This window comes from Burkholderia stabilis (genome assembly GCF_001742165.1).
Lineage (GTDB): Bacteria > Pseudomonadota > Gammaproteobacteria > Burkholderiales > Burkholderiaceae > Burkholderia > Burkholderia stabilis.
The window spans coordinates 1,067,936-1,089,845 of record NZ_CP016444.1; the positions used below are offsets into that span (position 1 = coordinate 1,067,936).

Consider the following 21,910-nt stretch of genomic DNA (forward strand, 5'->3'; position numbering starts at 1 on the left):
CCTACTCGACAGGAACGGAAGCCATGACATCGGGATCGACAGGAGGAGAAGAAAAACCGGTCGGTGAACTCGCAGCAATGCGAGTGGAAACCGGGCGCGTCCAGCGGTTGCCGCAAATCGAGGACGACTCGTCACCGATCGACATGTATCGCCTGAGCTGCCTGGGTATCCTGGTCGGCGTCGTCACTGGAATCGGGGCCGTGGCATTCCGCGGCTTGATCGGCTTCGTCCACAACGCGTTTTTCCTCGGCCGGTGGTCGGTCTCATATAACGCGAGCGCATTTACGCCGCCTTCGGCATGGGGAGCGTTCGTCATACTGGTGCCGGTTGTCGGCGGCCTGATCGTCACCTGGCTTGTCGGAACCTTTGCACCGGAAGCGAAAGGGCATGGTGTGCCCGAGGTGATGGACGCGATCTACTTCAAGCGCGGCGTGATTCGCCCTGTCGTCGCGATCGTGAAATCGCTCGCGTCCGCGTTCGCAATCGGCACCGGTGCAGCGGTTGGCAGGGAAGGGCCGATCATCCAGATCGGTTCGGCGCTCGGCTCGACGCTGGGGCAGGCAGTCAGTATGACCGCGGGCCAGCGCATCACGCTGGTGGCGGCCGGCGCGGGCGCCGGGATTGCCGCGACTTTCAATACGCCGATCGGCGGCGTCCTGTTCGCGACCGAACTGATGATGCCGGAGATCAGCGTGAACACCTTCCTTCCCGTCGCGCTGGCAACCGGCACGGCGACCTTCGTCGGACGGCTGTTCTTCGGCAGTGCGCCGGCGTTTTTGGTGCCGGCCCAGTTGGGCGCGATTCCCGATCGTCCGGGCAGCGTGCTGACGCTTCTGCTATATGCCGCGCTTGGGATAGTCACCGGTGCCGGCGCGGCGCTGCTGACGCACGGGCTTCATTTTGCGGAGGACATGTTCGAGCGCATCCCAGGGCGCTACGCGCGTCACGCGCTGGGCATGTTGATCGTCGGGTTGATGATCTATTTTCTGATGCGCTTCGCCGGGCATTACTACGTCGAAGGCGTGGGTTATGCAACGATTCAGGCGCTGCTTTACGGACAGCTTGGCGGTTGCCTGTTTCTGATCGCGCTTGCGCTCTGCAAGACCTTCGCTACGTCGATCAGCCTCGGTTCCGGCTCCTCCGGAGGTGTCTTTTCTCCGTCGCTGTTCATCGGGGCGGCATTGGGTGCGGCGTTTGCCGCATTCGTGCAGGCCGTGCTGCCCGCCGCGCCCGTGAGTGCACCCGCGTTCGCGATGGTCGGAATGGGGGCGATGGTCGGCGGTGGAACCGGCGCGGCGATGACGGCGGTCGCGATGATCTTCGAGATGACCCGCGACTACGACATCGTGCTGCCGATGATCATCGCGGTTGCGGTCAGTCTTGCGACGCGGCGCCTGCTTTGCCGCGAAAGCATCTATACGCTCAAGCTGGTGCGTCGCGGTCATGTCATTCCGAACGCTTTGCACGCCAACATGTTCCTCGTCCAGAACGCGGCGCAAGTGATGGAGACGGACGTACTCGTGCAGGACGCGGACGTGCTCTTCCGCGATATTCTCGGCAATCTCGACGGGCCGCCGTTCCGCCACGTAGTCGTGACGCGATCGGGCCGGATCGAAGGCGTGCTGCGCATCAATACCGGCTTGCGCCGGGCCATCTCGCACGATCATCCATCGGTGACGCTCGGTGCGCTCGCTCAGCACAATTTCATCGTGGTCGCGCCGAATGATGCGGCCTTCGACGTGATCAGCCAGTTGCGCCAGAAGCACGCAACCATGGCGGTGGTGGTGACGGGCCCCGAACTGGAAGGCTCAGTGGAAGTGGTCGGGGTGATCGCCAAGGAGCACATCGCGGACGCAGTGGCGAGCAGCATCAGGATCTTTCCCGAGAACCGGCGCGGAATCGAGCGCGGCCGGCGCGGACCGCGGCATCGCGACAGCCACACACCGACACGGGGCGAAGCGCACGCCGGCAAGGAGGTTCCCCATGAAACTGGGTGTTGAACTGGCTGTTCTGCGCCGGCGGCTTGCGGTTGCCCTGCATCTCGATGAATGGAGAGAAGTGTTGGCAGGCAATCCGGAAGACGAGACGAATGACGATCGCGAGTGGGTCATCGTCTACAGAACGGCCAACGGATACTGTTGTTTTTATCGCGGGAGGCCGGTCGAGTTCGGCGAGTTCTCCGATGTCCAGTCGTGGTCCGCCGAGATGGATGTTCGACCGTACTTCATGGGCTTGTGATCACGATATCGATGACGAACAGGCCCTGTCTGGAAATGCGTGGCGGGGCGGATCCCCACCACGCAGGCGCTCATCGATAGACGATATCCGCGCGCCGATTCTGCGACCACGACGCTTCGTCGTGACCCAAAGCGACCGGCTTCTCCTTGCCAAAGCTGACCGCTTCAACCTGTGAGTCAGGTACGCCGAGCGTTTCCAGCGTGCGAAGCACGGCCTGCGAACGGCGTTCGCCCAGCGCGAGGTTGTACTCGCTGGTGCCACGTTCGTCGGTATTGCCCTGGATCAAAACGTGTCGGCCTGGATGAAGGCGCAGATAGTCGGCATGCGCCTGCAGCAGCGACTGGTATTCGGGCTTTACTTCATAGCTGTCGAAATCGAAATAGATGCTGCGTTTCGCCAGCGGACTGTTGGGGTTGTTCAATTCGTCGGCCATGGTCGACGGTGTCCCGATCGCCTGACTGTTTGCCGCGTTCTGATTCATCATGCCGGCGGTGCCGGGTGTCTTTGTTGCGGAGTGACATCCGCCGAACAGCACGAGCGCCAACACTACTGCATATCGCATCAAGCCTTTCATCACTGGTCTCCCGAAAGGGGCCGTCCGATCGAACGGAGTGGGTCGCAGATCAACGAAACGGGCGCGAGCTCAACCTCCGGAGGTGAAGTGCGTTGCGCACGTCTCTATTGGTGAGTGACGGTTTTTTGTAAATAAATTGAACGGCAATTTGAAAGATTTCGACATCGCATTGCCACTGCGGCAGCCCATATCAACTAGAGTAGGAGAAATGTCACATCATGACTAGTTTGCATGTTACGATGCGGGAATTCTGCGGAAATGTGAATTCAGATGTGCTCCCTCAGCTCGCTGAACTCGACGTCCGGTCGTCCCGATAAGAGAGGCCGGGACGAGCGTCTTGAACCCGGCTGCCCAGCTGGTTTTTTTTTCTCCGTTGTTCGGCCTGTTCGGTAAACTGCGTCAACGATGTCCCAGTCGTCCACCGTATCTTCCCGCATGACTGCGCCCGAATTGCGCGCGACCGCGTCGCTCGCGGCGATCTTCGCGCTGCGCATGCTCGGCCTGTTCATGATCATGCCGGTGTTCTCGGTCTACGCGAAAACCATCCCGGGCGGCGACAACGTGCTGCTCGTCGGCCTCGCGCTCGGGGCCTACGGCGTCACGCAGTCGCTGTTCTACATCTTCTACGGCTGGGCGTCCGACAAGTTCGGCCGCAAGCCGGTGATCGCCATGGGCCTCGTGATCTTCGCGCTCGGCAGCTTCGTCGCCGCGTCCGCGCACGACATCACGTGGATCATCGTCGGTCGCGTGATCCAGGGGATGGGCGCCGTGTCGTCCGCGGTGCTCGCGTTCATCGCCGACCTGACTTCCGAGCAGAACCGCACGAAGGCGATGGCGATGGTCGGCGGGTCGATCGGCGTGTCGTTCGCGGTCGCGATCGTCGGCGCGCCGATCGTATTCCACTGGGTCGGGATGAGCGGGCTGTTCGCGATCGTCGGCGTGCTGTCGATCCTCGCGATCGGCGTCGTGCTGTGGATCGTGCCCGACGCGGCCAAGCCCGTGCACGTGCCCGCGCCGTTCGCCGAGGTGCTGCACAACGTCGAGCTGCTGCGCCTGAACTTCGGCGTGCTGGTGCTGCACGCGACGCAGACGGCGCTGTTCCTCGTCGTGCCGCGCCTGCTGGTCGACGGCGGGCTGCCGGTCGCCGCGCACTGGAAGGTCTACCTGCCGGTGATGGGGCTCGCATTCGTGATGATGGTCCCGGCGATCATCGTCGCGGAAAAACGGGGCAAGATGAAGCCGGTGCTGCTCGGCGGCATTCTGGCTATCCTGATCGGTCAATTGTTGCTCGGCAGCGCGCCGCATACCATCCTGATTGTGGCTGCGATTCTGTTCGTCTACTTTCTCGGGTTCAACATCCTGGAGGCGTCGCAGCCTTCGCTCGTGTCGAAGCTCGCGCCCGGTTCGCGCAAGGGCGCGGCCACCGGTGTCTACAACACCACGCAGTCGATCGGGCTCGCGCTCGGCGGCATTGTAGGCGGCTGGCTGCTGAAGCAAGGCGGCCCGAACATGGTGTTTCTAATGTGTGCAGGCGCAGTGGCAGTATGGCTCGCAATCGCGTCCGGCATGAAGCCGCCGCCGGCGAGAACCTGAGCGATCGCTATATCGTTCAACATTGAATAAGCTGACAAGTAGGTAGGGGGAGACCGATGATTCGCATTTCCGCACTCGCGGATCGACGCGCATTGCTGCACGCGCGACGTCTGTGGCTTCACTATGGCGTGTTCTGGCTGGGTGCGGTGGCCGTAGGCCTCGTCGCGGTGCTTTATGCGAAGCTGATCGACTTCGGTTATGCGGTGTTTCTGGGCTACGCGGCTCAGCACGCGTGGCTGCCGCTGATCGTCACACCGATCATCGGCGCGCTGACGGTCTGGCTGACGCGGCGTTTCTTCGATGGTGCAGAGGGAAGCGGCATTCCACAGGTGATTGCGATGCTGCACGCGCCGGGCAACACGGGTGCCCGGTTGCTCAAATTCAGGATCCTGGTCGGCAAAATCCTCATCTCGTTCCTCGCCATTCTTGGCGGCTTCACGATCGGTCGGGAAGGGCCGACGATCCACGTGGGCGCTGCGCTCATGTTCAACCTGCGGAAATTCTATCCGCAGCGGTTTCGCGCGATTCGACCGGGTGTGCTTGAGCACCGGCTGGCTCTTGCCGGTGCGGCAGCGGGTCTTTCCGCCGCATTTAATGCGCCTCTCGCAGGGGTTGTGTTCGCGATCGAGGAACTCACGCGAAGCTTTGAGCAACGGACAAGTGGCGTGCTGATCACGGCGATCATCTTCGCCGGTATCGTGTCGCTCGGCCTGCAGGGTAACTACGTTTATTTCGGCACGATCGACGTAGGGGCGCACCTGCCGCAGTCGCTGGCGCTTGCGGTCGTCCTCATCGGTGTGATCGCGGGCGTCATGGGCGGAATCTTCTGCTGGTTGTTGCTCAACACGCAACGCTGGATGCCGCGGCGGCTTCAGGATTTTCGTGCCGGCCAGCCCGTGCTGTTCGGCGCAGCGTGCGGGCTGGTCGTCGCGGTCGTCGGCGTGGCGACGCATGGCCATACGTTTGGCAGCGGATACGCGGAAGCCCGGAGCATGCTCGAAAGCCACACGAACGTGAGCGTGCTGTACCCGGTGTTCAAGATGGTTTCAATGATTGGCTCGTACCTGCCCGGCGCGCCGGGCGGGTTGTTTGCACCGTCGCTCGCGATCGGTGCCGGGATCGGCAATACGCTGCACATCTTGTTTTCGGGAATGCAGCTGCAGATGCTGATCGCGCTCGGGATGGTTGGCTATCTCGCCGCGGTCACACAGAGCCCGATCACGGCGTTCGTGATCGTCATCGAGATGATCAACGGCCATGCGCTCGTCATTTCGCTGATGGCCACGGCCCTGATTGCCAGCCGCGTGTCGCGATTCTTCGCTCCGCCGCTGTATGAAGCGCTTTCCACGCGTTATTTCCCCGGAGATCACCGGTGACCTCGAGGGCATCGGTTCGCGGTACAGGACATGATTAACCTCGTCCGGTTCTACTCATGAAGGGGCCGCTCATCTTTCTCTCCGCGTTGATGCTTCTGTTTGCCTATGCGGCACGATGCAGCGCTGACGATACGATTTCAGAGGATTATCGTTATCTGGCGCGTATTAACGTTCGTCCGGTCGTCATCGATTGCGTCGCGGAAATCGACCGATGGATTCGAACCTCGTCGAAATACGACATGTTTCTTGCGCCTGACGGTCGTCTGCTGAGGGCCAAAGTTCGCGCGTTTCGCGCGATAGACGGGAGTGCCGACAACGGACTGTCTGTGGATTCAACGGGAACCATTCGCGCTTCCGCACGCCTTCGACAGCGTGCTGCCTGGCTTCCCGTGAAGGCAAAGTGCGACATCTGGCGCACGCATGTGGCGGGTATTGCAATGAAGCCGATGGAATGAGAGGCCGGCCGCCTCGCGCATGGCGAGCTCGCGACTGACGCGAGCGGTGAGCTTAAAGTGCGCGCAGGTGCTGTCAAATCATCGAGCCGGATCCCGAGCCTCGTGCGTCGCGCGGCCTGTCATGATCGCGGAACGGCCGGCGTGCCGGCTGCGCCACGGATCACATCGGGACGCAGGCATCCGCGCACCATCGACCAGTACAGCGGGTCTGTACGGCGCCGGCGGAAGTATTCGACGCGGGAGTGCCGTCCGTCAGTCAAGACGCGCAATCCGATCGGCACGCCGCGGAAGAATGATTCGGCACGCAGCAGGATCGCCCCGGCACCTTCCGCGCGATGCAGCTGCCGCGTACTTGATTTCCAGCGATGGACGACGCAGTTCGCGACCTCGGACGCAGATAGGCTCGATTGCTCCGCGAATACGGGGGATAGGGAGAAGACGCCGTCTCGGCGCGAACACGCCACGAGCAGCACACAGAACCCTGTTGCAATCGCCATCTGCCAATTGTTCATCGGTGATCTCCGTGTCGATGCGGCCCGAGGTGGGATCCGTTGACGAAATTGCATCGCAGTGTGGCACAAGAGTACATCGACGGCGCGGGGTCGAGCGTTCGTCCTGGCGGATTTTTGTTTCGATCGATATGCAGCGTTCCGGCGCATCGTCTCGGAAGGCTAGGCGGCCCCATGTTCGTCCTGACCGATCAACAGTTCGGTCGGCGACAAGAACATGTAACGTGGCACGTCGAGGTTCTGCGGTGCTGGCTTGTCGCGGAATACCCGTCCGGCAAGATCGTAGGTCGAGCCGTGGCAGGGACACAGGAAGCCGCCTGGCCAGTTTTCCGGCAGGTTTGGCTGAGACCCTGGTTGAAACCGAGGTGTCGGCGTACAACCGAGGTGCGTACAGACGCCAACCACGACCAGAATGTTCCGATGGTCGGCTCGCGAGCGAAAGGTGTTTTGGCAATAGAGCGGCAATGGCATTGAGAAGGCGTGGCGCGAGTCAGGATCAGCGACGAGCGGAGTCGCCTTGATGACGCTTTCAAGCATGGCCGGCGAGCGGTCGACGATGAACACCGGCTTCCCGCGCCATGCAACGGTCAACATTGCGCCTTCGGTCAAGCGGCCGATGTCGACCTTGACCGGTGCGCCAGCGGCCAGCGCATTGGCGGGTGGTGTCAGGGAATCAACGAAAGGGATGGCGGCTGCGATGCCGCCGATGCCGCTCGCGACGGATGTCGCGATCAGCCAACGGCGACGCTTGATGTCGGGCCCCACCGGCTCGGTCGGATTCTCGTCCATGTCGACTCCTTCGATGCAGCCGTCTTTCATGCTTTCCGGCTCGCTGCCATGCCCGACACCCTGGCCGAGCAGATGGGGCCGGCTCCCGGAGGTCGAGCTACATTGTCCAGACGAACACCGAGTGGGCATGCGACGACTCGCGTACGTCGACGCTTCGCCGCATGGCCTGCCCGTTATAGGTGGCCGACACGGTATAGCGTCCGTCGGGCATCGAGACGAGCAGGAATGGCCCGGTGGTTCGCGTCGAAAGCACGGTCTTGCCATGTGCATCGACGATCTTGACCGGGACATCGGCCAAATAGTCGTTCCCGCTGCTCGTATGCCCCGCAAACTCGAGCACGAGCGGATACCTGCCCATCTGCTGTTTGATTGCGGCCGATTGATCACTACCGATGCCGCCGGATAGATAGGTCACGTTGCCAGCGTGTTCGGGCTGCGGCAGTGATGCCTGCTCGGCGGAAAACGCGTCATGGGCGAACACGGCAATCGTCACGGCGACGACGCCGAGCGCTGTTCTGGACGAGTACTTCATGACTGACTCCTTGAATGTGCGCCATACCGAGCTGCTGGCAGCGAAACGTGCTCAACCTGTGTCCGTGGCGGGGTCGTTCGGCCGCATCGGCCGGAACGCCTTGGCAAGCGGAGCCGTCTCCTTCTTCGCTGAGACTCCGAGTTGTCCATGCACGGCCTTGCCATGCAACTTCAACTGGCGTTCGACCTTCATGGCCTTGTCGATCGGTATCGCAAAGGCGAGACCCTGATACACGTTGCCGTCGTCCGGAGGTGGCATTTCGATACCGACGACTTCACCCTTGAGGTTCAGGAGCGGACTACCGCCGTCCCCGGAGTGTTCCGTAAGATCGGTCTGGATCAACGGAACGTACGATTGATCGGGAGGCAGACGGGAGAGGTTGCTGACGACACCTTTGACGATCGAGGTTCCCAGCCCGTAGGGCGAACCGATCGAGGCGACCCATTCGCCGGCCTTGAGCATCGCAGGTGATCCGATCCGGGCGACAGGCAGACCCGTCGCATGAATATGAAGCAGCGCGACACCGCTCGCCGGATCGCTGCCGATCAACCGTGCGTGGTACGTTTGCCCGTCGGCGAGGGTAACGGCGATCCTCGATGCGCCCGCAACGTCGCCGGCATCGGTGAGGATGTCGCCGTCCGACGAGATGATGAAGCCGCTGGCGTGCCGCCGTGCCAGGGCACCGCGATCGGCGCCGGGTGGGGGTGAAAATTCCTCGAAGAAACCGAGGAACGGCGCGTTCGCGCTGCCTGGCGGGGGCCACAGTTGCTGCACACTCGGTATTGTGTCGATCCTGGACACCTTGACGGTCACGACGGCGGGGCCGTCGATTCGCGCCATGTTCTCGAAGTCGGACACGATTCCCGGGTAGGCCGTGAAACCCGGGCTTGCGGACAGAACAGCCTGCGGAGCGCGTGTCGCCGTTGCAGGCGACAGCGATTCCTTCGCCATGCAACTCGCGGACACGGCTGCAATGGCCAGACTGGTAAGCGCGATACGCTTGAACCCGATGCTTGCCATGACTACGCTCCCATCCCGCCGTGCCGAACGCACTGCGTATAGCCGCCCACACGGCTAATTCATGACACGACCATTCCACCGTAGGTCGCCAGAATTAAATTTTGCTTAAAAGGCCGGAATCAGCGTGTCCGTTCAAAGGAGCGTGCGTTGCTGCTTCTCGAGCGGCAAGGTCGTCATGGCCGGGCAGGCGAGAGTGCGCGCCTACGCAAGTCAATGAACGGAGGAATGATCGGCAAGACGATCAGTTTCGACCGCAAAAAAGTCGAGACGCTGCCCAGCCATCCCCATTGAACGGCGCATTCGGAAAGGGCGAACATCCGGCCCGCTTTCTCCGTGATGCCGAAGGTGCCTGCAAAGCGCAACATTCGCCATCCCGCTCCGGGCGGCATGGTATTCCTGTCACACTGTGACCTTTCTATTTCGGCGCGCGGCAGCACACCGTTCGGCCGGCCATCGGATCGATTGACATGACGTTCTTCCACGCGCTGACTGCATTGATCGTCCTGGCGGCATTGGGCAGCTACGTCAATCATCGCGTTTTCCATTTGCCGCCGACGATTGGGGTGATGACGATCGCACTGGTGGCAACCGTCCTGCTCGTCATATTGGGCGAATTCGGCGCAATCGACGTGACGCGCTTCACGCGGCTGATTCCGGAGATCGACTTCAGCGAACTCCTGTTTCACGGCTTCCTGCCGTTTCTTCTGTTTGCCGGCGCGTTGCATGTCGATTTTCACGATCTCCGCCAGGTGAAGTGGACAGTCGGCGTGCTCTCGACCGTCGGCACACTGATCTCCACCGTGTTCGTCGGTACCGCGTTCTGGTATGCGTCATGGTGGCTGGGCGTACGGATCGGCTTCATCTATGCGTTGCTGTTCGGCGCGCTCATCTCGCCTACCGACCCGATTGCCGTGATGAGCATCATCAAGAAGGCGGGTGCTCCAAGGGAATTGGAAACCCGAATTACCGGGGAAAGCCTATTTAACGACGGGGTGGGTGCGATCGTTTTCCTGACGCTTCTGAGTATCACAACTGCTGCTCGCGAACCCGGTGTCTTTGACGTCACCTTGCTGTTTCTCCAACAGGCGGCCGGCGGCGCCTTGGCAGGGTGGCTGGCTGGGTGGATCGTATCCCGTCTGGTCGCAAGTATCGACAATCATCACGTCGAGATCCTGCTATCGATCGCGCTCTGCATGGGATCCTATGCGTTGGCGGAACTTGGCCGTGTATCGGGACCGATCGCGGTGGTCGTGGCCGGGCTGTTTGCCGGCAACCACGGGACGATGAAGACCGTTTCCGGCCAGACGAGGGAGTATCTGAGCATGTTCTGGGAGATCGTCGACGAGATGATGAACAGCGTGCTCTTTCTGCTGATTGGTCTTGAAGTCCTCTCGATCCATCAGAGCCGGACGTATCTGATAGCCGGGATAGTCGCAGTCGGCTGTGTGCTGGCGGGACGCACGGTCAGCGTGGCCATTCCGCTCGGGGTGATCGGTCTGCGGATCCGGTTTCCGAAAGGCACGACCAGGCTGCTGATCTGGGGAGGCTTGCGCGGTGCCATCTCGCTCGCGCTCGCGCTTTTGCTTCCCCATGGGCCCCAGCGGGAACTGATCGTGACCGTAACCTATGTCGTCGTCGTCTTTTCCGTACTGACTCAGGGCACCACGTTCGGATGGCTGTTGCGGAAGTTGACATCGCCGCCCGAACCGACCATTACGGCACCGTAGCGATTCATGAAGCGAGCGTCCCCTCGACGGTCGACAATTCAACGATTTCGGCAGTGATCTGCTCCTGCCTCAAGCGGTGATAGTCCCGGTTCAGCCGCTGTGCGGTGTCGTCGATATTGCGTTTCGCCGCGATCATCGCGCGCATTCGCGCTTCGTTCTCCGCGGCGAACGACAGAATGATGGCCTCGCATACCTGGGTGTAGACGTATTCTTCGGCCAGTCTTTCCTGCAGTTGTTGTATCGGGAGCGTGACGACAGGCTGGAAGGGCCGTCTGGCCGGCTCGAACCGCCGGAAATCGAACGGCAGCAGCGAAGTCGACTGTACAGCCGATTCGCCGGCCGCTTGCGGCGCTCCGTGGACGAGCGTGACGTGCGAGGCGTTACCGTGACGCAGGCGGCCGTAAAGCGCATCGATGATCCTGGCTGCGAGATCGGACACCATATCGGCGTGACCGATCATTTCCGACGACCAGGTGACCGGCAGATTGAGCCCGTCGGCAGCGGCTCTTGCGCGATCACCTACGACGAAGTACTCGACGGCAACATTCGCAGGCGCACAAATCGACTGGAACACGCGTTGGTTGTAAGTGCCCACGAAGCCGTGCTCGGCGCCGATGACGATAAAGACGTGAGTGTCGGCCGTAACGTGCGGCTCTCGGCTCTCCGATGGGCATTGGGCGGCAATACCCATTGCGTCCGCGATCGCAAGGCCTATCAGGTCGGCGCAAGCCCGGATGCCCGGCAGGCGGGAGAGCGCTTCTCGCGTCCGTGTCGCTGCGATACCGCGCATTGCACGTACCACGGATTCCAGTTCGCGGACCGTACCCAATCGATTCTGGACTTCGTCGAGCCGATTGCTCATCGACCGCTCCTGATTTCCGCGGACTGCGGAATGAGGTCGTGGACAATGCGAACAAGCGCCGACCGGTCGTCGGATGACACTTTTCCGCCGGCAACGAGGATTGGACCCAATCTTGTCGCGATGCCGGTCGAATCTAGACGGGCGGGAAGCGCGACTCGCACGGCAGCGATCGTCGACAGTGCACACGCATCGAATACACCGTCGGCCAGCGCAAACAGCAACGCAATCTCGCCAACCGGACGTAGCAGCGCAAATCGCGGCTGCGCAATCAATGTCCGAATACGCTCTCCACGAGCGATTTGCGCCTTGATCCTCGTGTCGCCGAGACCGCCGAAGCGCGTGAACATCTCGAGCTCAAGAAACTGTGCATAGTCGAGCCGCAACCTTCCCGAGGCGGCTCTCAATGCCGGCAGTTGTGCCTTGCCGCCAACCCGGCTGATGCTGAGTCCGACATCGATCGCGGGGCGCTGGTTGGCCGCGAACAAGTGTGCATCCAGCACGATCTGGCCGTCGGTAATCGAGATCAGATTGGTCGGAATGTATGCCGCCAGGTTTCCGGCGTCGGTTTCCGCAATGGGGAGCGCGGTCAACGAGCCGCCGCCGCGTTCCGCGGATAGCTTGGCGGCACGCTCCAGCAGACGGGCGTGCAGATAGAAGATGTCGCCCGGATACGCTTCGCGCCCCGGCGGATCTCGTGCAAGCAATGCCAGTTCCCGATGGGTGGCGGCATGCTTGGTCAGGTCGTCGATGACGACGAGCGCATGCTCGCCCCGATCCCTGAAGTACTCCGCGATGCTGAACGCGGCAAATGGGGCAATCCATTGCAGGCCGGGCGGATCTGCCGCCGACGCGACGACGAAGATGCAGCGTTCCGGTGCACCGTGCAGTCGAACCGCATCGATCACGCGCTCGACCGAGGTGGCCCGCTGACCGATCGCCACGTAGACGCAGATCATGTCGGAATGTTTCTGGTTGACGATCGCGTCGACCGCGATGGACGTCTTGCCCGTTGCGCGATCGCCGATGATCAGTTCGCGCTGCCCACGGCCGATCGCGAAAAGCGCGTCGATCAGGAGAATGCCCGTTTCGACCGGTTGAGAGACCGGTGCGCGTTCGATGATCGACGGTGCGGCGCGTTCGATCGGGAGGGATAGCGTGCATTTCGGCGGCTGTCCGCGATCGAGCGGCCTCCCGAGTGGGTCGACGACGCGTCCGAGCAGGTCCGGACCTACCGGAACCTCAACCACGCGGCCGGTGCCGGATACGCGCGTGCCGGCGGCAATGCCGCTGCTGTCGTCGAGCAGCACGCAACTTAGCGTGTCGACGTCCAGCTTGAGCGCGAAGCCGTACTGTCCGTCCCCGAACTGCAACAACTCGTTCAGACGAACATGCGGGAGGCCGCTCACCCGTGCGATGCCGTCAGCGATATGCTCCACGCGCCCAACCGATTCCGCCTGCGGCGCAAGATTCAGCGACGCCAGCACGGCTCGGCCGTCCGTCAGCCATGCGTCGTCGGAGTCGTTATGCGTTTCGTTCGTCGCCATGGGAAATGAGTCCGCTTCTCAGGGATTCCAGGCTATGTCGAAAACTGTTTCGCACGATCAGGTGAGGTGCGACGAGTTCGAGTCCCGCGATCAGGGTGGGATCGACTTCGGTTCGAATGGAGAGGGCGTGGCCCGATGCTGTCGCGAGCATCGAACGGCAATGAGCCAGTTCGTCGTCGTTCAACGTGCGTGGGGCTATCAAGCGCAACGTTTCGCCTTCGCGGCCGAGGCAGGCGCGGTCCTCCGCGGGCAGGGCACGGACTGCGTCGGCGAGCGGAGCAATGAATCCTTCTACCAGCGTGCTCGACGGGAGCGTCGCGAGCAACCGCGCCGCGATGTCGACGGCAAACTGGCCGGCCCGCTCGGCATTGGCACGCAGCGCATCGTCCTTCATTGCCGCGGCTTCAGCCTCAGCCGTCTTTCTGAGTGTATCGGCCTCGGCGTGCGCCTCGGCGAGCAGGGATGCCTTGAGACGCTCTGCCTCCGACGCCACCGCACTCAATCGGTCAAGGCGCTCTGCGTCCTGTGCGGCACTTTCCCTTGCAGCCTTGTCGCGATCCTGCCGCGCTGCATCGCGGGCAGCCGACGCCTCTTGCAGGAGGCGTGCGGCGGCCTGCTGACGATCCGCCATGATCTGGGCGACCGGCTTGAACAGCAAGCGCGACAGCAGCCAGATCAGGACGAGGACGTTGATCGTCTGGAAGCTGAGTGTCCACCAGTCGATTCGCATGGCTAACGCCTACTTGATAAACGGATTCGCGAACAGAACGAGCAGGGCGACCACGAGACAGTAGATCGCCATGGTTTCGATCATGGCCAGACCGACAAACAACGTCCGGGAAATCGTGCCTGCCGATTCCGGCTGACGCGCCAGCGCGTCCATCGCGGCCGCGACGGCGCGACCTTCGGCCAGCGCCGGCCCAATCGCGCCGAATGAAACGGCAAGGGCTGCCGCGACGATGCTCACCAGCTGAATCCAGTTGCTCATGATGCTCCTTACCGTGGATGCGGCGTGGCTGCGCGCTCGTCGCCGAGCGCGGCGCCAATGAATACCGCCGCGAGTATCGTGAAGATGTACGCCTGAACCGCACCTGTCAGCAGATCGAGCGCCATGAGCGGGATCGGCACCAGAAGACCCGCGAGCGACAGCACGATACCGATCACGAACACGCCGCTCATGACGTTGCCGAAAAGGCGCACGATCAGTGAAAAGGTACGGGTTATCTGTTCGACCAGATTGAGCGGAATCATGATCCAGGTCGGTTGAGCGAACGAGGCGAGATAGCGGGCGAGCCCGCGTTCGTGGACGCCGTAAAACACCGTCGACGCGAACACGACGGCTGCGAGGGCCGCATCGGTTTCGAGATGGGCGGTAGGCGGCTCGACGCCGGGAATCAAGCCGGACCAGTTGGAAGTCAGGATGAACAGAAACAACGTTCCGAGCATGGCGCGGCAATGTGCGGGGTCGATTTGCATCGTGTCTTGCAACTGGCTGTCGAGCGTGGAGACGAACAGTTCCACCGCCGTCTGGAGTTTGCCCGGGGTCAACGACAGTCGCCTGCGCATCGCGGCCGCGGTGAGGGCGACGAGCGCCATCAGGGCCCAGGTGGTCGCGACCGGCGTCGACACGGGGATCGCCCCGATGCGAAACAGCGGTTCGGTCACGAGCGGTGAATGCATCATGACGAACCTCCCGGCAAGCGGATCATCGCGCGGCGAGCGAGCATGATGCCGGCGAGGCCGCTCAACAATGCAACGTATCCGATATGCGCCAGACCGAACAGCACCAGGGCGAGCGTGCCGAAACGAACGAGATGCACGATGATGGCGATGCTGATTGCATCCCTGACGTACCAGCGCACGTTAGCGAATAGCGACGCAAAATAGGCGAGCCCGACGACGCCACCGGTCACACTACCGGCAGCCATCTGCAGGGGAATCGACAATAAATGGACTGGCATCATGTTTCAGCTCCCTGGGCCTTGGCGATGCATCCAGCGCCACGCGGACCACAAACCGAATGCAGCGCCCAGCATCAGTAACGGCGCTGAGAAGAACACGCCGGTATGAAAATGTCGGTCGAGCCAATGTCCCGCCCAGAGTGCCAGTAAGGCCGGAATCACGATCATCCAGCCAAGCATGCCGATCTGCCCCAGTCTGGAGCCCAGTGTCGGCTCCGGTACATCGCGCGCCTGCCGGTCTCGCCGGACGGCGCGTTGCGTGGTTTGCTCGAGTACCCCCGCAACGGGCTTGGGTGCTTTCACGTCCCGGTCGCGCGGGCCAGGAGCGGGTTTTCGTGAGTTACCGGCCATGACCGTCGCCTTCATTCGTGCCATCCGCATGTCCGGCCGCAGCCGGGGCGCCGGGGCGCAAGTACTTCAGTACCTGCCGAATCGCCTGGGCATTGAGGCGCGTTTGCTCGACCCGCACGCGGCGGGCCGCATCGATTCGCGATTCGCGGGCTTCCCGGACGCGGGATTCGAGCGTCTCGAGCGCGTCCCCGAGTTCGCCGTCACGACACGCGATATTGATGTCTTTTCCGTTGACGACTCGCAACACGCCACCGCTTACGGCGCAAAACCTGCGCGTGCCATCCGCGGTGCGCCAACGCATGACGCAGGGCGACAGCACGGTGAGAAAATGCGCGTGGCCGGGCAGAACACCGAAGCTGCCGGTCGCATCCTCCGCACGGAAAGCAACGACATCGGGTGCGTCGACCAGCATCCCGGCAGGCGTCGCGATGGTCATGTGAAGCGCCGTGCTCATGACGTTTCTCGCTCCCGCTCGCGTGCTTCGTCCAGCGTCCCGACCATGTACAGCGATTGTTCCCGCCACGCGTCGCATTCGCCGTCCAGAATCGCGCGGCATCCTGAAATGGTGTCGTCGACCGCGACGGAACGGCCGGGCACACCCGTGAACGCTTCGGTGACGGCGAACGGCTGGGTCAGAAACCGCTGCAGACGGCGGGCCCGGCCGACGATCCTGCGGTCATCCGCTCCCAGTTCCTCGATCCCGAGCAGCGAGATGACATCCTGCAGTTCGCGGTAGTGCTCGATCGTGCGCCGAACGTCGGTTGCGACCTGAACGTGTTCGGCACCGACCACCAGCGGATCGAGCAGGATCGACGACGAGGTGATCGGATCGATCGCCGGATACATGCCTTCGGCGGCCATCGCACGGGACAGAACGACCATGCTGTCAACGTGCGCGGCGATGGTCGTGACGGCTGGGTCTGTGAAATCGTCCGCCGGAACGTAGACGGCCTCGATCGCCGTGATCGAGACGCCGCCGACGGATACGATGCGCTCTTGCAACGCAGCCACTTCGGTGGCGAGCGTCGGCTGATAGCCGACGCGTGACGGGAGTCTGCCGAGCAAGCCCGACACCTCGGCGCCGGCCTGGACGAAGCGGAATACGTTGTCCATCAGGAGCAGCACGTTCTGGTGCTGCTCGTCGCGAAAGTACTCGGCCACAGTCAGGGCGGTCAGCGGAACGCGCCAGCGCGCGCCCGGGGGCTCGTTCATCTGACCATACACGAGCACGGTCTTCGGCAGCACACCGGAATGCTGCATGTCCACCAGCAGTTCGTGGCCTTCTCGCGAGCGCTCCCCGACGCCGGCAAACACCGAGATTCCCTTGTATCGCTCGACCATCGCATGAATCAACTCCATGACGAGGACGGTTTTGCCCACGCCGGCACCGCCGAACATCGCCGCCTTGCCGCCCTGCGCGAGCGGGGCAAGGAGATCGACGACCTTGATGCCGGTCGCGAAGATGCCCGCTGCGCTGTCCTGTGAGGACAATGGCGGCGGCGATTGATGGATGGGGCGGCGCTGAACATCGACCGGAAGCGGCTCGCCCCGATCGCCCGGCGTGCCCATCACGTCGATCAGGCGACCGAGTACGGCATTGCCGACCGGAACCGCGATCGGTTGACATGATGCTTGCGCCGACGCGCCTCTGGGCAATCCGCTGGTCGACTGCATCGCCAGTGCCCGCACGGTCCTCTCATCGAGGTGGGCTTGCACTTCCGCAACGATCGAACTGCCGCCATCGACTTCGATCGAGATCGCGGTGTCCACCGGGGGCAGTGTCCCTGCCGGGAACGCGAGATCGACGACGGCACCGCGCACCGCGACGACGCATCCGGGAAGCTGCGGGCTGGAGACATTGGCGATCGTGGCGGCATTCATCGGTTTTCGTCGCTGTTGGGGGGCCCCCGTGCACCGGTCATCGCCGTACGAGTCCGCGTCACTGGCAAAAGCCACGAGCCAATATTTACTGCGATGCATCCTGTCGACGATTGATCGTGATCAAGGGGCCTGTCGCCGAGCTGGCTGAGAGGTGGGAGTGGAGATGGGGTCGTTCACGCCAAAACTCCGCCGATACCCGGCAATGTGCGATGTGCAAGCCAGATTGATGCACATCAACGAGCCGGTGCGCTCATCACCTAATCTCGATATCGGAAGCGCAGGCAAGCGCCGGCTATTGACGCATGACTGAAACAGGTGCGAGGAGGCTGACAATGCACGCCATTGACGTCATGACACCCTCGGTCGTTTCCGTGAAACCGGATATGACCGTTCAGCAAACGGCGGCGCTTCTCGTCGAGAATGGAATAAGTGGTGCGCCCGTGATCGACGCGAATGGACGGTTGGTCGGGATGATCAGCGAGTCGGATCTCGTGCGACGCGTGGAGATCGAAACGGACAGGCCACATCGCGCCTGGTGGATGGAACTGCTGACTGCCCGCCGCGACGATGCCGCCGACTATGTGAAAACGCATGCGCATCTCGTCAAGGATGTCATGACGAAGCACGTCGTCACTGTTCAGGAGATGACGCCGATCGACGAGGTGGCCCGTATTCTCGATAAGCTGCATATCAGACGCGTTCCGGTCGTGCGCGGCAATGAGGTCGTGGGGATCGTGAGCCGCGCCAATCTGGTTCAGGCACTCGCGATTTCGCCGTCAGCGCCGAACCTGCAACAGATCCTGAGCGACCGCGAGATTCGAGGTATGTTGTTGGCCGAGATCGCAGGCCGAAAGTGGAGCTTTCCCGGCCGAAACGTGATCGTCAAGAACGGGGTTGTCCATCTGTGGGGGTACTACGCATGGGCACCGAACGAGGTGCAAGCGATGCGCGTCGCGGCAGAGGGTATTCCCGGCGTCAAGGGGGTAGAAGATCACACGGGCGTATTGCATTCGGATGCGTAGGACGAGAAGCAGCGACCGTGCGTAGAGCGCAAGCCGGATTGACGTCCCATGGGAGCGCCACGGTTGTTTTGAGCCTCGAGAGAATTGCTCGACGCAGGCTCTCCGTCGGTGAAGGCGTTGCGCTTACCCTTGCAGCCACGAGACCGGAATTGCCCGGTCGCCGTAAGCTACATTGCTGGCTTTAGCCGATATCCTCTGTTTGGGCCTCATGCTGGCCGGCGCACGTCGACCACGGCAAGATGCGGGGAAGAATGTTCTCCGTCCGGATCACCCGATGCGCCAGTGCCCCGAGTACATGGACGCCGACCAGTGCGGCAAGTCCATATGCCGTCAGTGCGTGCAGCTCGCCTAGCCACTGCGACAGGGCATGACTTTTCGGCGCTAGCGTTGGCAACGAAAAGAATCCGAAGCAACTGGCCGTATGCCCGGCGGCGTTCGTCTTCATCCATCCGAGCAGCGGGATGACAAGCATCAGCACATAAAGCAGGCAGTGAACTGTGCGTTCGACGAGGCGGGCCGCCGTGCCGGCTGGATTGATCGACGGCGGCAACGCGTGTCGCTTTCGGACCCGATTCCCGAGACGAACCAGTACAAGGCCGAGAATGACGATGCCGATCGACTTGTGCAGACCGACGAGATCCTCGTTGTCGTCCAGCAGCAGGCCAACGATCAAGTTGCCGATCAGCGCGATGGCCAGCAGCCAGTGCAGCACGCTTATCGACAGTGGATAGCGGGTGACGATTTTCATGACGGGAATATCTTTTCAGTGGCAAAAGCGTGGTCGGTCGCAGTCAGCCGAGCAGATCGTGATAGTGCTTCTTCGTGCCGCTGATTCGTCGTAGCGCCTGCTTGGCGGCTGACAGATCGTTGGCCTGGATCGCATGGTCGACATCGGCCAGTTGACCCTGCAAGGTGCGCATTCCTTCGTCATAGGTCGGCTGGTCATCACGATACTTCTGGCGGCTAGCCTGTTGCACATCGCTTTCGAGCCGGGCCATATAGGCTTTCATTTCGGGAATCGTCTGGCTGTTCGCCGCACCTTGCATCGCGTGCTTCATGTCCCTCATCAATGTCTTGATCTCGCCGGCGCAGGCCGGCGCGGCAGCCACGGAAAGCAGCACGGCCAGCGCTGCGCAGAAACGGAGTCGGAACGAGAGACTGTTCATGGTCATCGATTCGATTGCGAATGTCAGTGATCGCGACCTTATGGCGCCGATGTTAACGAATTCTTAAGGCCCGGATTTTTTCGCGACCGGCTTGATGACGGCCCGCGCCTGCGGTTATCGTGCGGCAATGGACGGCCATGTCCGGAACTGACAGGAACACGACGCCATGCGGGTGCTACTCGTGGAAGACGACAAGCTGATCGGAAGCGGGGTGGAAGACGGCCTGATCGATGCAGGCATGACGGTCGACTGGGCGCATGACGGCAGGCAGGCCCAGCTCGCGCTCGAAACCACGCCGTATGATCTCGTCGTGCTCGATCTCGGTCTGCCCCGCATGTCGGGGGTTGAATTGCTGGACTGGCTCCGCAAGCGCCGCGACCATACACCGGTGCTCGTGATGACCGCGCGCGATACGGTGGCCGACCGCGTGAGCGGTTTGAGCGCGGGTGCCGACGATTATCTCGGCAAGCCGTTCGACCTGATCGAGCTGATCGCCCGCTGCCGGGCGCTCGTGCGCCGTTCGCAAGGCCGCGGCACCGACACGATCGAATATGGCGACCTGACGGTCGACCCCGCGTTGATGACCGTGACGAGAGGTTCCGAGCGGGTCGCCCTGACATCGCGCGAATGCGCGTTGCTGGTCGAATTGATGGCGAATCAGGGCCGCCCGCTCTCACGTGCGCAGCTCCAGGACAGCCTCTATGGCTGGAACGAAGAAATCGAAAGCAATGCGATCGATGTCCATGTGTCGAATCTACGCAAGAAATTGGGCACCGATCTGATCCGGACAATCCGCGGCGTCGGATACGTGGTGGAGAAGGCATCGTGATGCGCTCGATCCGGCAACGGCTCACCTTGCTCGTGTTGTCGGGTGTCGTGGTGGTCTGGGCGTACTCGCTGGTGTCGAGCTACCGCCAGGCGATTCACGAAGCGGAGGAATGGGACGAAACCCGCATCGAGCAAATTGCCAGGGCGCTGGCCGCGCTCGATGCCTCCGATCTCCCGGTTTTTGCGGACATCGCGCTCGGTTCGTCGGAAGACGACGACGGCGACAACGATGCAGCGCCGCGGATGCTGTATCAGGTCAGCGACGCCGGCGGACGCATCCTGGCCGCCAGTCCGGGGCTTGACTCGCTCGATCTACCGGTGTTTCCCGCTGCCGCATCGAGCCCAGCCCGGTTCGGCAATCCGAAGTGGCACGCGTATGTGCTGACCGATGCCGCGCGTGGCCGCACCGTGCGTATCTTCGAGCAACGCACGCACCGATCCGACTTGTCCGCGGAGGTAGCGCGCCGCGTCGCACGGCCGCTCGCATTCGCGTTGCCCGTGTTGGCGGTGTTGATCTGGCTGGCGATCGGACGTAGCCTGACACCTCTGCGGACGCTGTCCGAGGCGATCGAGGCACGTTCGCCCGACAGCCTGGACGCAATCGGCACGAATGGCACCCCTGACGAAGTGCGGCCGTTGGTCGCCGCACTGAACACATTGCTGCAACGTCTGCGCGGCTCTCTCGATCGCGAGCGTGCGTTCACGAGCGACGCCGCACACGAGCTCAAGACCCCACTCGCCGCGCTCAAGGTTCAGGCACAGGTCGCGCTCACGGCGCGCGATCCTGACCGTCAGCGGCGCGCCATGCAACGAGTCGTCGAGGGCGTCGACCGAAGTACGCATCTGGCGGACCAGTTGCTTGCACTGGCACGACTCGACGAGACGGTACCGATGCCTGGCGAGGACATCGATATCGCGCGCATCGTGCAAGCCTGTATCGACGACCACCAGGCGCGCGCGGATCGCAAGAGGATTGCGCTGAATTCGCGTGTCGACGGACCAGTCATCGCACATGTGCCATCGACGTTGGTGCGTGTCTTGCTGGACAACCTCGTCGATAACGCGATCAAGTACGGGCGCGAGCAGGGGCGCGTCGAAATCGCGTCGTGGCACGATGCCGGCGCCATCGGCCTCCAGGTACTGGACGACGGGCACGGCGTCTCGGACGAAGATTTGTCTCGATTGCAGGATCGCTTCTTTCGCGGTGCGGACCATGAAGAAAGCGGCAGCGGACTGGGGCTATCCATCGTTGCGCGCATCGTGACCAAACTTGGGGGTAGGTTCATGTATATCGATGGGCTCGACGGAAAGGGGTTGGGCGTTCGTGTCGTGTTGCCCGCATCGGCTTGATTCGGCATCCATGGTATGAGGTTCGCCATTGCTTCTCGGGCAGGGTAGGCGATGCGCAGCGCTTCCTGAACGCACGCGCCGTCATGATTTGAGTCGTTCCGTGTCGATCGGCTAACTTCGGACCTGCCGGCG

Annotated in this window: 26 protein-coding genes; 10 read left to right on the top strand and 16 right to left on the bottom strand. The window is 62.3% G+C overall.

The features are described from left to right. Positions 1 to 23: 23 nt before the first annotated feature. Together BBJ41_RS37230 and BBJ41_RS37235 are read left to right on the top strand one after the other, a co-directional pair. Positions 24 to 2,000 carry a chloride channel protein gene (locus tag BBJ41_RS37230; RefSeq protein WP_230961111.1) on the top strand — a complete coding sequence of 659 codons (1,977 nt, stop codon included), beginning with the start codon at positions 24 to 26 and terminating at the stop codon, positions 1,998 to 2,000. After that, complete coding sequence (locus BBJ41_RS37235; RefSeq protein ID WP_060170317.1) at positions 1,984 to 2,238, top strand: hypothetical protein; 255 nt, start codon at positions 1,984 to 1,986, stop codon at positions 2,236 to 2,238. Before BBJ41_RS37230 ends, BBJ41_RS37235 begins: the two co-directional genes overlap by 17 nt. A 70-nt stretch (positions 2,239 to 2,308) precedes the next feature. On the opposite strand, the gene pal is transcribed toward BBJ41_RS37235, so the two are convergent. Beyond that, on the bottom strand, positions 2,309 to 2,812 hold the full coding sequence (gene pal, locus BBJ41_RS37240) for a peptidoglycan-associated lipoprotein Pal (RefSeq protein ID WP_059710520.1): 504 nt from the start codon (positions 2,810 to 2,812) through the stop codon (positions 2,309 to 2,311). A gap of 405 nt (positions 2,813 to 3,217) precedes the next feature. Here pal and BBJ41_RS37245 point away from each other — a divergent pair, with 405 nt between their 5' ends. The 3 genes from BBJ41_RS37245 to BBJ41_RS37255 are packed head-to-tail and all read left to right on the top strand — an operon-like array spanning position 3,218 to position 6,236. Beyond that, positions 3,218 to 4,405, top strand: a complete 1,188-nt coding sequence (locus BBJ41_RS37245) for an MFS transporter (protein WP_069751258.1) — start codon at positions 3,218 to 3,220, stop codon at positions 4,403 to 4,405. Positions 4,406 to 4,461: 56 nt separating this feature from the next. Then, positions 4,462 to 5,781: a chloride channel protein gene (locus BBJ41_RS37250; protein WP_060349225.1), complete on the top strand. Its 1,320-nt coding sequence runs from the start codon at positions 4,462 to 4,464 to the stop codon at positions 5,779 to 5,781. A gap of 56 nt (positions 5,782 to 5,837) precedes the next feature. Then, entirely contained in the window at positions 5,838 to 6,236 is a 399-nt protein-coding gene (locus BBJ41_RS37255) for a BspC domain-containing protein (RefSeq protein ID WP_069751259.1), read from the top strand. A 119-nt stretch (positions 6,237 to 6,355) separates the two neighbouring features. Here the strand turns inward: BBJ41_RS37255 and BBJ41_RS40975 are convergent, their stop codons facing one another. The 4 genes from BBJ41_RS40975 to BBJ41_RS37270 all read right to left on the bottom strand — a co-directional run bounded on the left by BBJ41_RS40975 (position 6,356) and on the right by BBJ41_RS37270 (position 9,086). Beyond that, a complete protein-coding gene (locus BBJ41_RS40975; protein ID WP_155687434.1) occupies positions 6,356 to 6,748 on the bottom strand; it encodes a hypothetical protein in 393 nt (130 codons plus the stop codon). A gap of 159 nt (positions 6,749 to 6,907) precedes the next feature. Continuing rightward, positions 6,908 to 7,534, bottom strand: a complete 627-nt coding sequence (gene petA / locus BBJ41_RS37260; RefSeq protein ID WP_060349226.1) for a ubiquinol-cytochrome c reductase iron-sulfur subunit — start codon at positions 7,532 to 7,534, stop codon at positions 6,908 to 6,910. Positions 7,535 to 7,631: 97 nt separating this feature from the next. Beyond that, complete coding sequence (locus BBJ41_RS37265; RefSeq protein ID WP_060349227.1) at positions 7,632 to 8,066, bottom strand: carboxypeptidase regulatory-like domain-containing protein; 435 nt, start codon at positions 8,064 to 8,066, stop codon at positions 7,632 to 7,634. A gap of 51 nt (positions 8,067 to 8,117) precedes the next feature. Continuing rightward, positions 8,118 to 9,086 (bottom strand): trypsin-like peptidase domain-containing protein, encoded by a 969-nt coding sequence (locus BBJ41_RS37270; protein ID WP_069751260.1) that lies wholly within the window; start codon positions 9,084 to 9,086, stop codon positions 8,118 to 8,120. Positions 9,087 to 9,233: 147 nt separating this feature from the next. On the opposite strand from BBJ41_RS37270, the gene BBJ41_RS40980 reads away from it, so the two are divergent. After that, positions 9,234 to 9,377 (top strand): hypothetical protein, encoded by a 144-nt coding sequence (locus tag BBJ41_RS40980; protein ID WP_156815002.1) that lies wholly within the window; start codon positions 9,234 to 9,236, stop codon positions 9,375 to 9,377. A 176-nt stretch (positions 9,378 to 9,553) separates the two neighbouring features. Continuing rightward, complete coding sequence (locus tag BBJ41_RS37275) at positions 9,554 to 10,813, top strand: cation:proton antiporter (RefSeq protein ID WP_069751261.1); 1,260 nt, start codon at positions 9,554 to 9,556, stop codon at positions 10,811 to 10,813. Positions 10,814 to 10,817: 4 nt separating this feature from the next. Here BBJ41_RS37275 and BBJ41_RS37280 read toward each other — a convergent pair whose 3' ends face one another. From BBJ41_RS37280 to atpD, 9 genes are read right to left on the bottom strand one after another with little or no spacing between them, the layout of a single operon-like run. Next, complete coding sequence (locus BBJ41_RS37280; RefSeq protein ID WP_069751262.1) at positions 10,818 to 11,675, bottom strand: F0F1 ATP synthase subunit gamma; 858 nt, start codon at positions 11,673 to 11,675, stop codon at positions 10,818 to 10,820. Further along, on the bottom strand, positions 11,672 to 13,219 hold the full coding sequence (locus BBJ41_RS37285; RefSeq protein WP_069751263.1) for a F0F1 ATP synthase subunit alpha: 1,548 nt from the start codon (positions 13,217 to 13,219) through the stop codon (positions 11,672 to 11,674). Before BBJ41_RS37285 ends, BBJ41_RS37280 begins: the two co-directional genes overlap by 4 nt. After that, positions 13,197 to 13,949, bottom strand: coding sequence for a F0F1 ATP synthase subunit B family protein (locus tag BBJ41_RS37290; protein ID WP_069751264.1), 753 nt, complete (start codon positions 13,947 to 13,949; stop codon positions 13,197 to 13,199). The genes BBJ41_RS37285 and BBJ41_RS37290 overlap by 23 nt, the downstream gene beginning before the upstream one ends. A 9-nt stretch (positions 13,950 to 13,958) precedes the next feature. Beyond that, positions 13,959 to 14,207 carry a F0F1 ATP synthase subunit C gene (locus tag BBJ41_RS37295; protein ID WP_038442209.1) on the bottom strand — a complete coding sequence of 83 codons (249 nt, stop codon included), beginning with the start codon at positions 14,205 to 14,207 and terminating at the stop codon, positions 13,959 to 13,961. A gap of 8 nt (positions 14,208 to 14,215) precedes the next feature. Continuing rightward, positions 14,216 to 14,902 carry a F0F1 ATP synthase subunit A gene (locus BBJ41_RS37300; RefSeq protein WP_069751265.1) on the bottom strand — a complete coding sequence of 229 codons (687 nt, stop codon included), beginning with the start codon at positions 14,900 to 14,902 and terminating at the stop codon, positions 14,216 to 14,218. After that, a complete protein-coding gene (locus tag BBJ41_RS37305) occupies positions 14,899 to 15,183 on the bottom strand; it encodes an N-ATPase subunit AtpR (protein ID WP_069751266.1) in 285 nt (94 codons plus the stop codon). The genes BBJ41_RS37300 and BBJ41_RS37305 overlap by 4 nt, the downstream gene beginning before the upstream one ends. A 3-nt stretch (positions 15,184 to 15,186) precedes the next feature. After that, the gene (locus BBJ41_RS40100; RefSeq protein WP_236872179.1) at positions 15,187 to 15,546 is read right to left on the bottom strand and encodes an AtpZ/AtpI family protein; all 360 of its coding nucleotides are present in this window, start codon (positions 15,544 to 15,546) and stop codon (positions 15,187 to 15,189) included. After that, positions 15,521 to 15,985 carry a F0F1 ATP synthase subunit epsilon gene (locus tag BBJ41_RS37310; protein WP_069751267.1) on the bottom strand — a complete coding sequence of 155 codons (465 nt, stop codon included), beginning with the start codon at positions 15,983 to 15,985 and terminating at the stop codon, positions 15,521 to 15,523. The genes BBJ41_RS40100 and BBJ41_RS37310 overlap by 26 nt, the downstream gene beginning before the upstream one ends. Further along, complete coding sequence (gene atpD / locus BBJ41_RS37315; RefSeq protein ID WP_069751268.1) at positions 15,982 to 17,412, bottom strand: F0F1 ATP synthase subunit beta; 1,431 nt, start codon at positions 17,410 to 17,412, stop codon at positions 15,982 to 15,984. Before atpD ends, BBJ41_RS37310 begins: the two co-directional genes overlap by 4 nt. A gap of 332 nt (positions 17,413 to 17,744) precedes the next feature. Between atpD and BBJ41_RS37320 the strand changes: the two genes are divergently transcribed. Then, positions 17,745 to 18,434 (top strand): CBS domain-containing protein, encoded by a 690-nt coding sequence (locus tag BBJ41_RS37320; RefSeq protein ID WP_069751269.1) that lies wholly within the window; start codon positions 17,745 to 17,747, stop codon positions 18,432 to 18,434. A 181-nt stretch (positions 18,435 to 18,615) separates the two neighbouring features. Here the strand turns inward: BBJ41_RS37320 and BBJ41_RS37325 are convergent, their stop codons facing one another. Together BBJ41_RS37325 and BBJ41_RS37330 are read right to left on the bottom strand one after the other, a co-directional pair. Continuing rightward, entirely contained in the window at positions 18,616 to 19,182 is a 567-nt protein-coding gene (locus BBJ41_RS37325) for a cytochrome b (protein WP_069751270.1), read from the bottom strand. A gap of 43 nt (positions 19,183 to 19,225) precedes the next feature. Further along, positions 19,226 to 19,600 carry a cytochrome b562 gene (locus tag BBJ41_RS37330; RefSeq protein ID WP_060349418.1) on the bottom strand — a complete coding sequence of 125 codons (375 nt, stop codon included), beginning with the start codon at positions 19,598 to 19,600 and terminating at the stop codon, positions 19,226 to 19,228. Positions 19,601 to 19,766: 166 nt separating this feature from the next. On the opposite strand from BBJ41_RS37330, the gene BBJ41_RS37335 reads away from it, so the two are divergent. Both BBJ41_RS37335 and BBJ41_RS37340 read left to right on the top strand, forming a co-directional pair. Next, positions 19,767 to 20,429 (top strand): response regulator transcription factor, encoded by a 663-nt coding sequence (locus BBJ41_RS37335; RefSeq protein ID WP_060349238.1) that lies wholly within the window; start codon positions 19,767 to 19,769, stop codon positions 20,427 to 20,429. After that, positions 20,429 to 21,778, top strand: a complete 1,350-nt coding sequence (locus tag BBJ41_RS37340; protein WP_060349239.1) for an ATP-binding protein — start codon at positions 20,429 to 20,431, stop codon at positions 21,776 to 21,778. Before BBJ41_RS37335 ends, BBJ41_RS37340 begins: the two co-directional genes overlap by 1 nt. The last annotated feature ends 132 nt before the right edge of the window (positions 21,779 to 21,910 follow it).

Coding starts and splice junctions, on each gene's coding strand:
- BBJ41_RS37230 (WP_230961111.1), top strand. CDS start 24: ATGACATCGGGATCGACAGGAGGAGAAGAAAAACCGGTCGGTGAACTC.
- BBJ41_RS37235 (WP_060170317.1), top strand. CDS start 1,984: ATGAAACTGGGTGTTGAACTGGCTGTTCTGCGCCGGCGGCTTGCGGTT.
- pal (WP_059710520.1), bottom strand. CDS start 2,812: ATGAAAGGCTTGATGCGATATGCAGTAGTGTTGGCGCTCGTGCTGTTC.
- BBJ41_RS37245 (WP_069751258.1), top strand. CDS start 3,218: ATGTCCCAGTCGTCCACCGTATCTTCCCGCATGACTGCGCCCGAATTG.
- BBJ41_RS37250 (WP_060349225.1), top strand. CDS start 4,462: ATGATTCGCATTTCCGCACTCGCGGATCGACGCGCATTGCTGCACGCG.
- BBJ41_RS37255 (WP_069751259.1), top strand. CDS start 5,838: ATGAAGGGGCCGCTCATCTTTCTCTCCGCGTTGATGCTTCTGTTTGCC.
- BBJ41_RS40975 (WP_155687434.1), bottom strand. CDS start 6,748: ATGAACAATTGGCAGATGGCGATTGCAACAGGGTTCTGTGTGCTGCTC.
- petA (WP_060349226.1), bottom strand. CDS start 7,534: ATGGACGAGAATCCGACCGAGCCGGTGGGGCCCGACATCAAGCGTCGC.
- BBJ41_RS37265 (WP_060349227.1), bottom strand. CDS start 8,066: ATGAAGTACTCGTCCAGAACAGCGCTCGGCGTCGTCGCCGTGACGATT.
- BBJ41_RS37270 (WP_069751260.1), bottom strand. CDS start 9,086: ATGGCAAGCATCGGGTTCAAGCGTATCGCGCTTACCAGTCTGGCCATT.
- BBJ41_RS37275 (WP_069751261.1), top strand. CDS start 9,554: ATGACGTTCTTCCACGCGCTGACTGCATTGATCGTCCTGGCGGCATTG.
- BBJ41_RS37280 (WP_069751262.1), bottom strand. CDS start 11,675: ATGAGCAATCGGCTCGACGAAGTCCAGAATCGATTGGGTACGGTCCGC.
- BBJ41_RS37285 (WP_069751263.1), bottom strand. CDS start 13,219: ATGGCGACGAACGAAACGCATAACGACTCCGACGACGCATGGCTGACG.
- BBJ41_RS37290 (WP_069751264.1), bottom strand. CDS start 13,949: ATGCGAATCGACTGGTGGACACTCAGCTTCCAGACGATCAACGTCCTC.
- BBJ41_RS37295 (WP_038442209.1), bottom strand. CDS start 14,207: ATGAGCAACTGGATTCAGCTGGTGAGCATCGTCGCGGCAGCCCTTGCC.
- BBJ41_RS37300 (WP_069751265.1), bottom strand. CDS start 14,902: ATGATGCATTCACCGCTCGTGACCGAACCGCTGTTTCGCATCGGGGCG.
- BBJ41_RS37305 (WP_069751266.1), bottom strand. CDS start 15,183: ATGATGCCAGTCCATTTATTGTCGATTCCCCTGCAGATGGCTGCCGGT.
- BBJ41_RS40100 (WP_236872179.1), bottom strand. CDS start 15,546: ATGAAGGCGACGGTCATGGCCGGTAACTCACGAAAACCCGCTCCTGGC.
- BBJ41_RS37310 (WP_069751267.1), bottom strand. CDS start 15,985: ATGAGCACGGCGCTTCACATGACCATCGCGACGCCTGCCGGGATGCTG.
- atpD (WP_069751268.1), bottom strand. CDS start 17,412: ATGAATGCCGCCACGATCGCCAATGTCTCCAGCCCGCAGCTTCCCGGA.
- BBJ41_RS37320 (WP_069751269.1), top strand. CDS start 17,745: ATGCACGCCATTGACGTCATGACACCCTCGGTCGTTTCCGTGAAACCG.
- BBJ41_RS37325 (WP_069751270.1), bottom strand. CDS start 19,182: ATGAAAATCGTCACCCGCTATCCACTGTCGATAAGCGTGCTGCACTGG.
- BBJ41_RS37330 (WP_060349418.1), bottom strand. CDS start 19,600: ATGAACAGTCTCTCGTTCCGACTCCGTTTCTGCGCAGCGCTGGCCGTG.
- BBJ41_RS37335 (WP_060349238.1), top strand. CDS start 19,767: ATGCGGGTGCTACTCGTGGAAGACGACAAGCTGATCGGAAGCGGGGTG.
- BBJ41_RS37340 (WP_060349239.1), top strand. CDS start 20,429: ATGCGCTCGATCCGGCAACGGCTCACCTTGCTCGTGTTGTCGGGTGTC.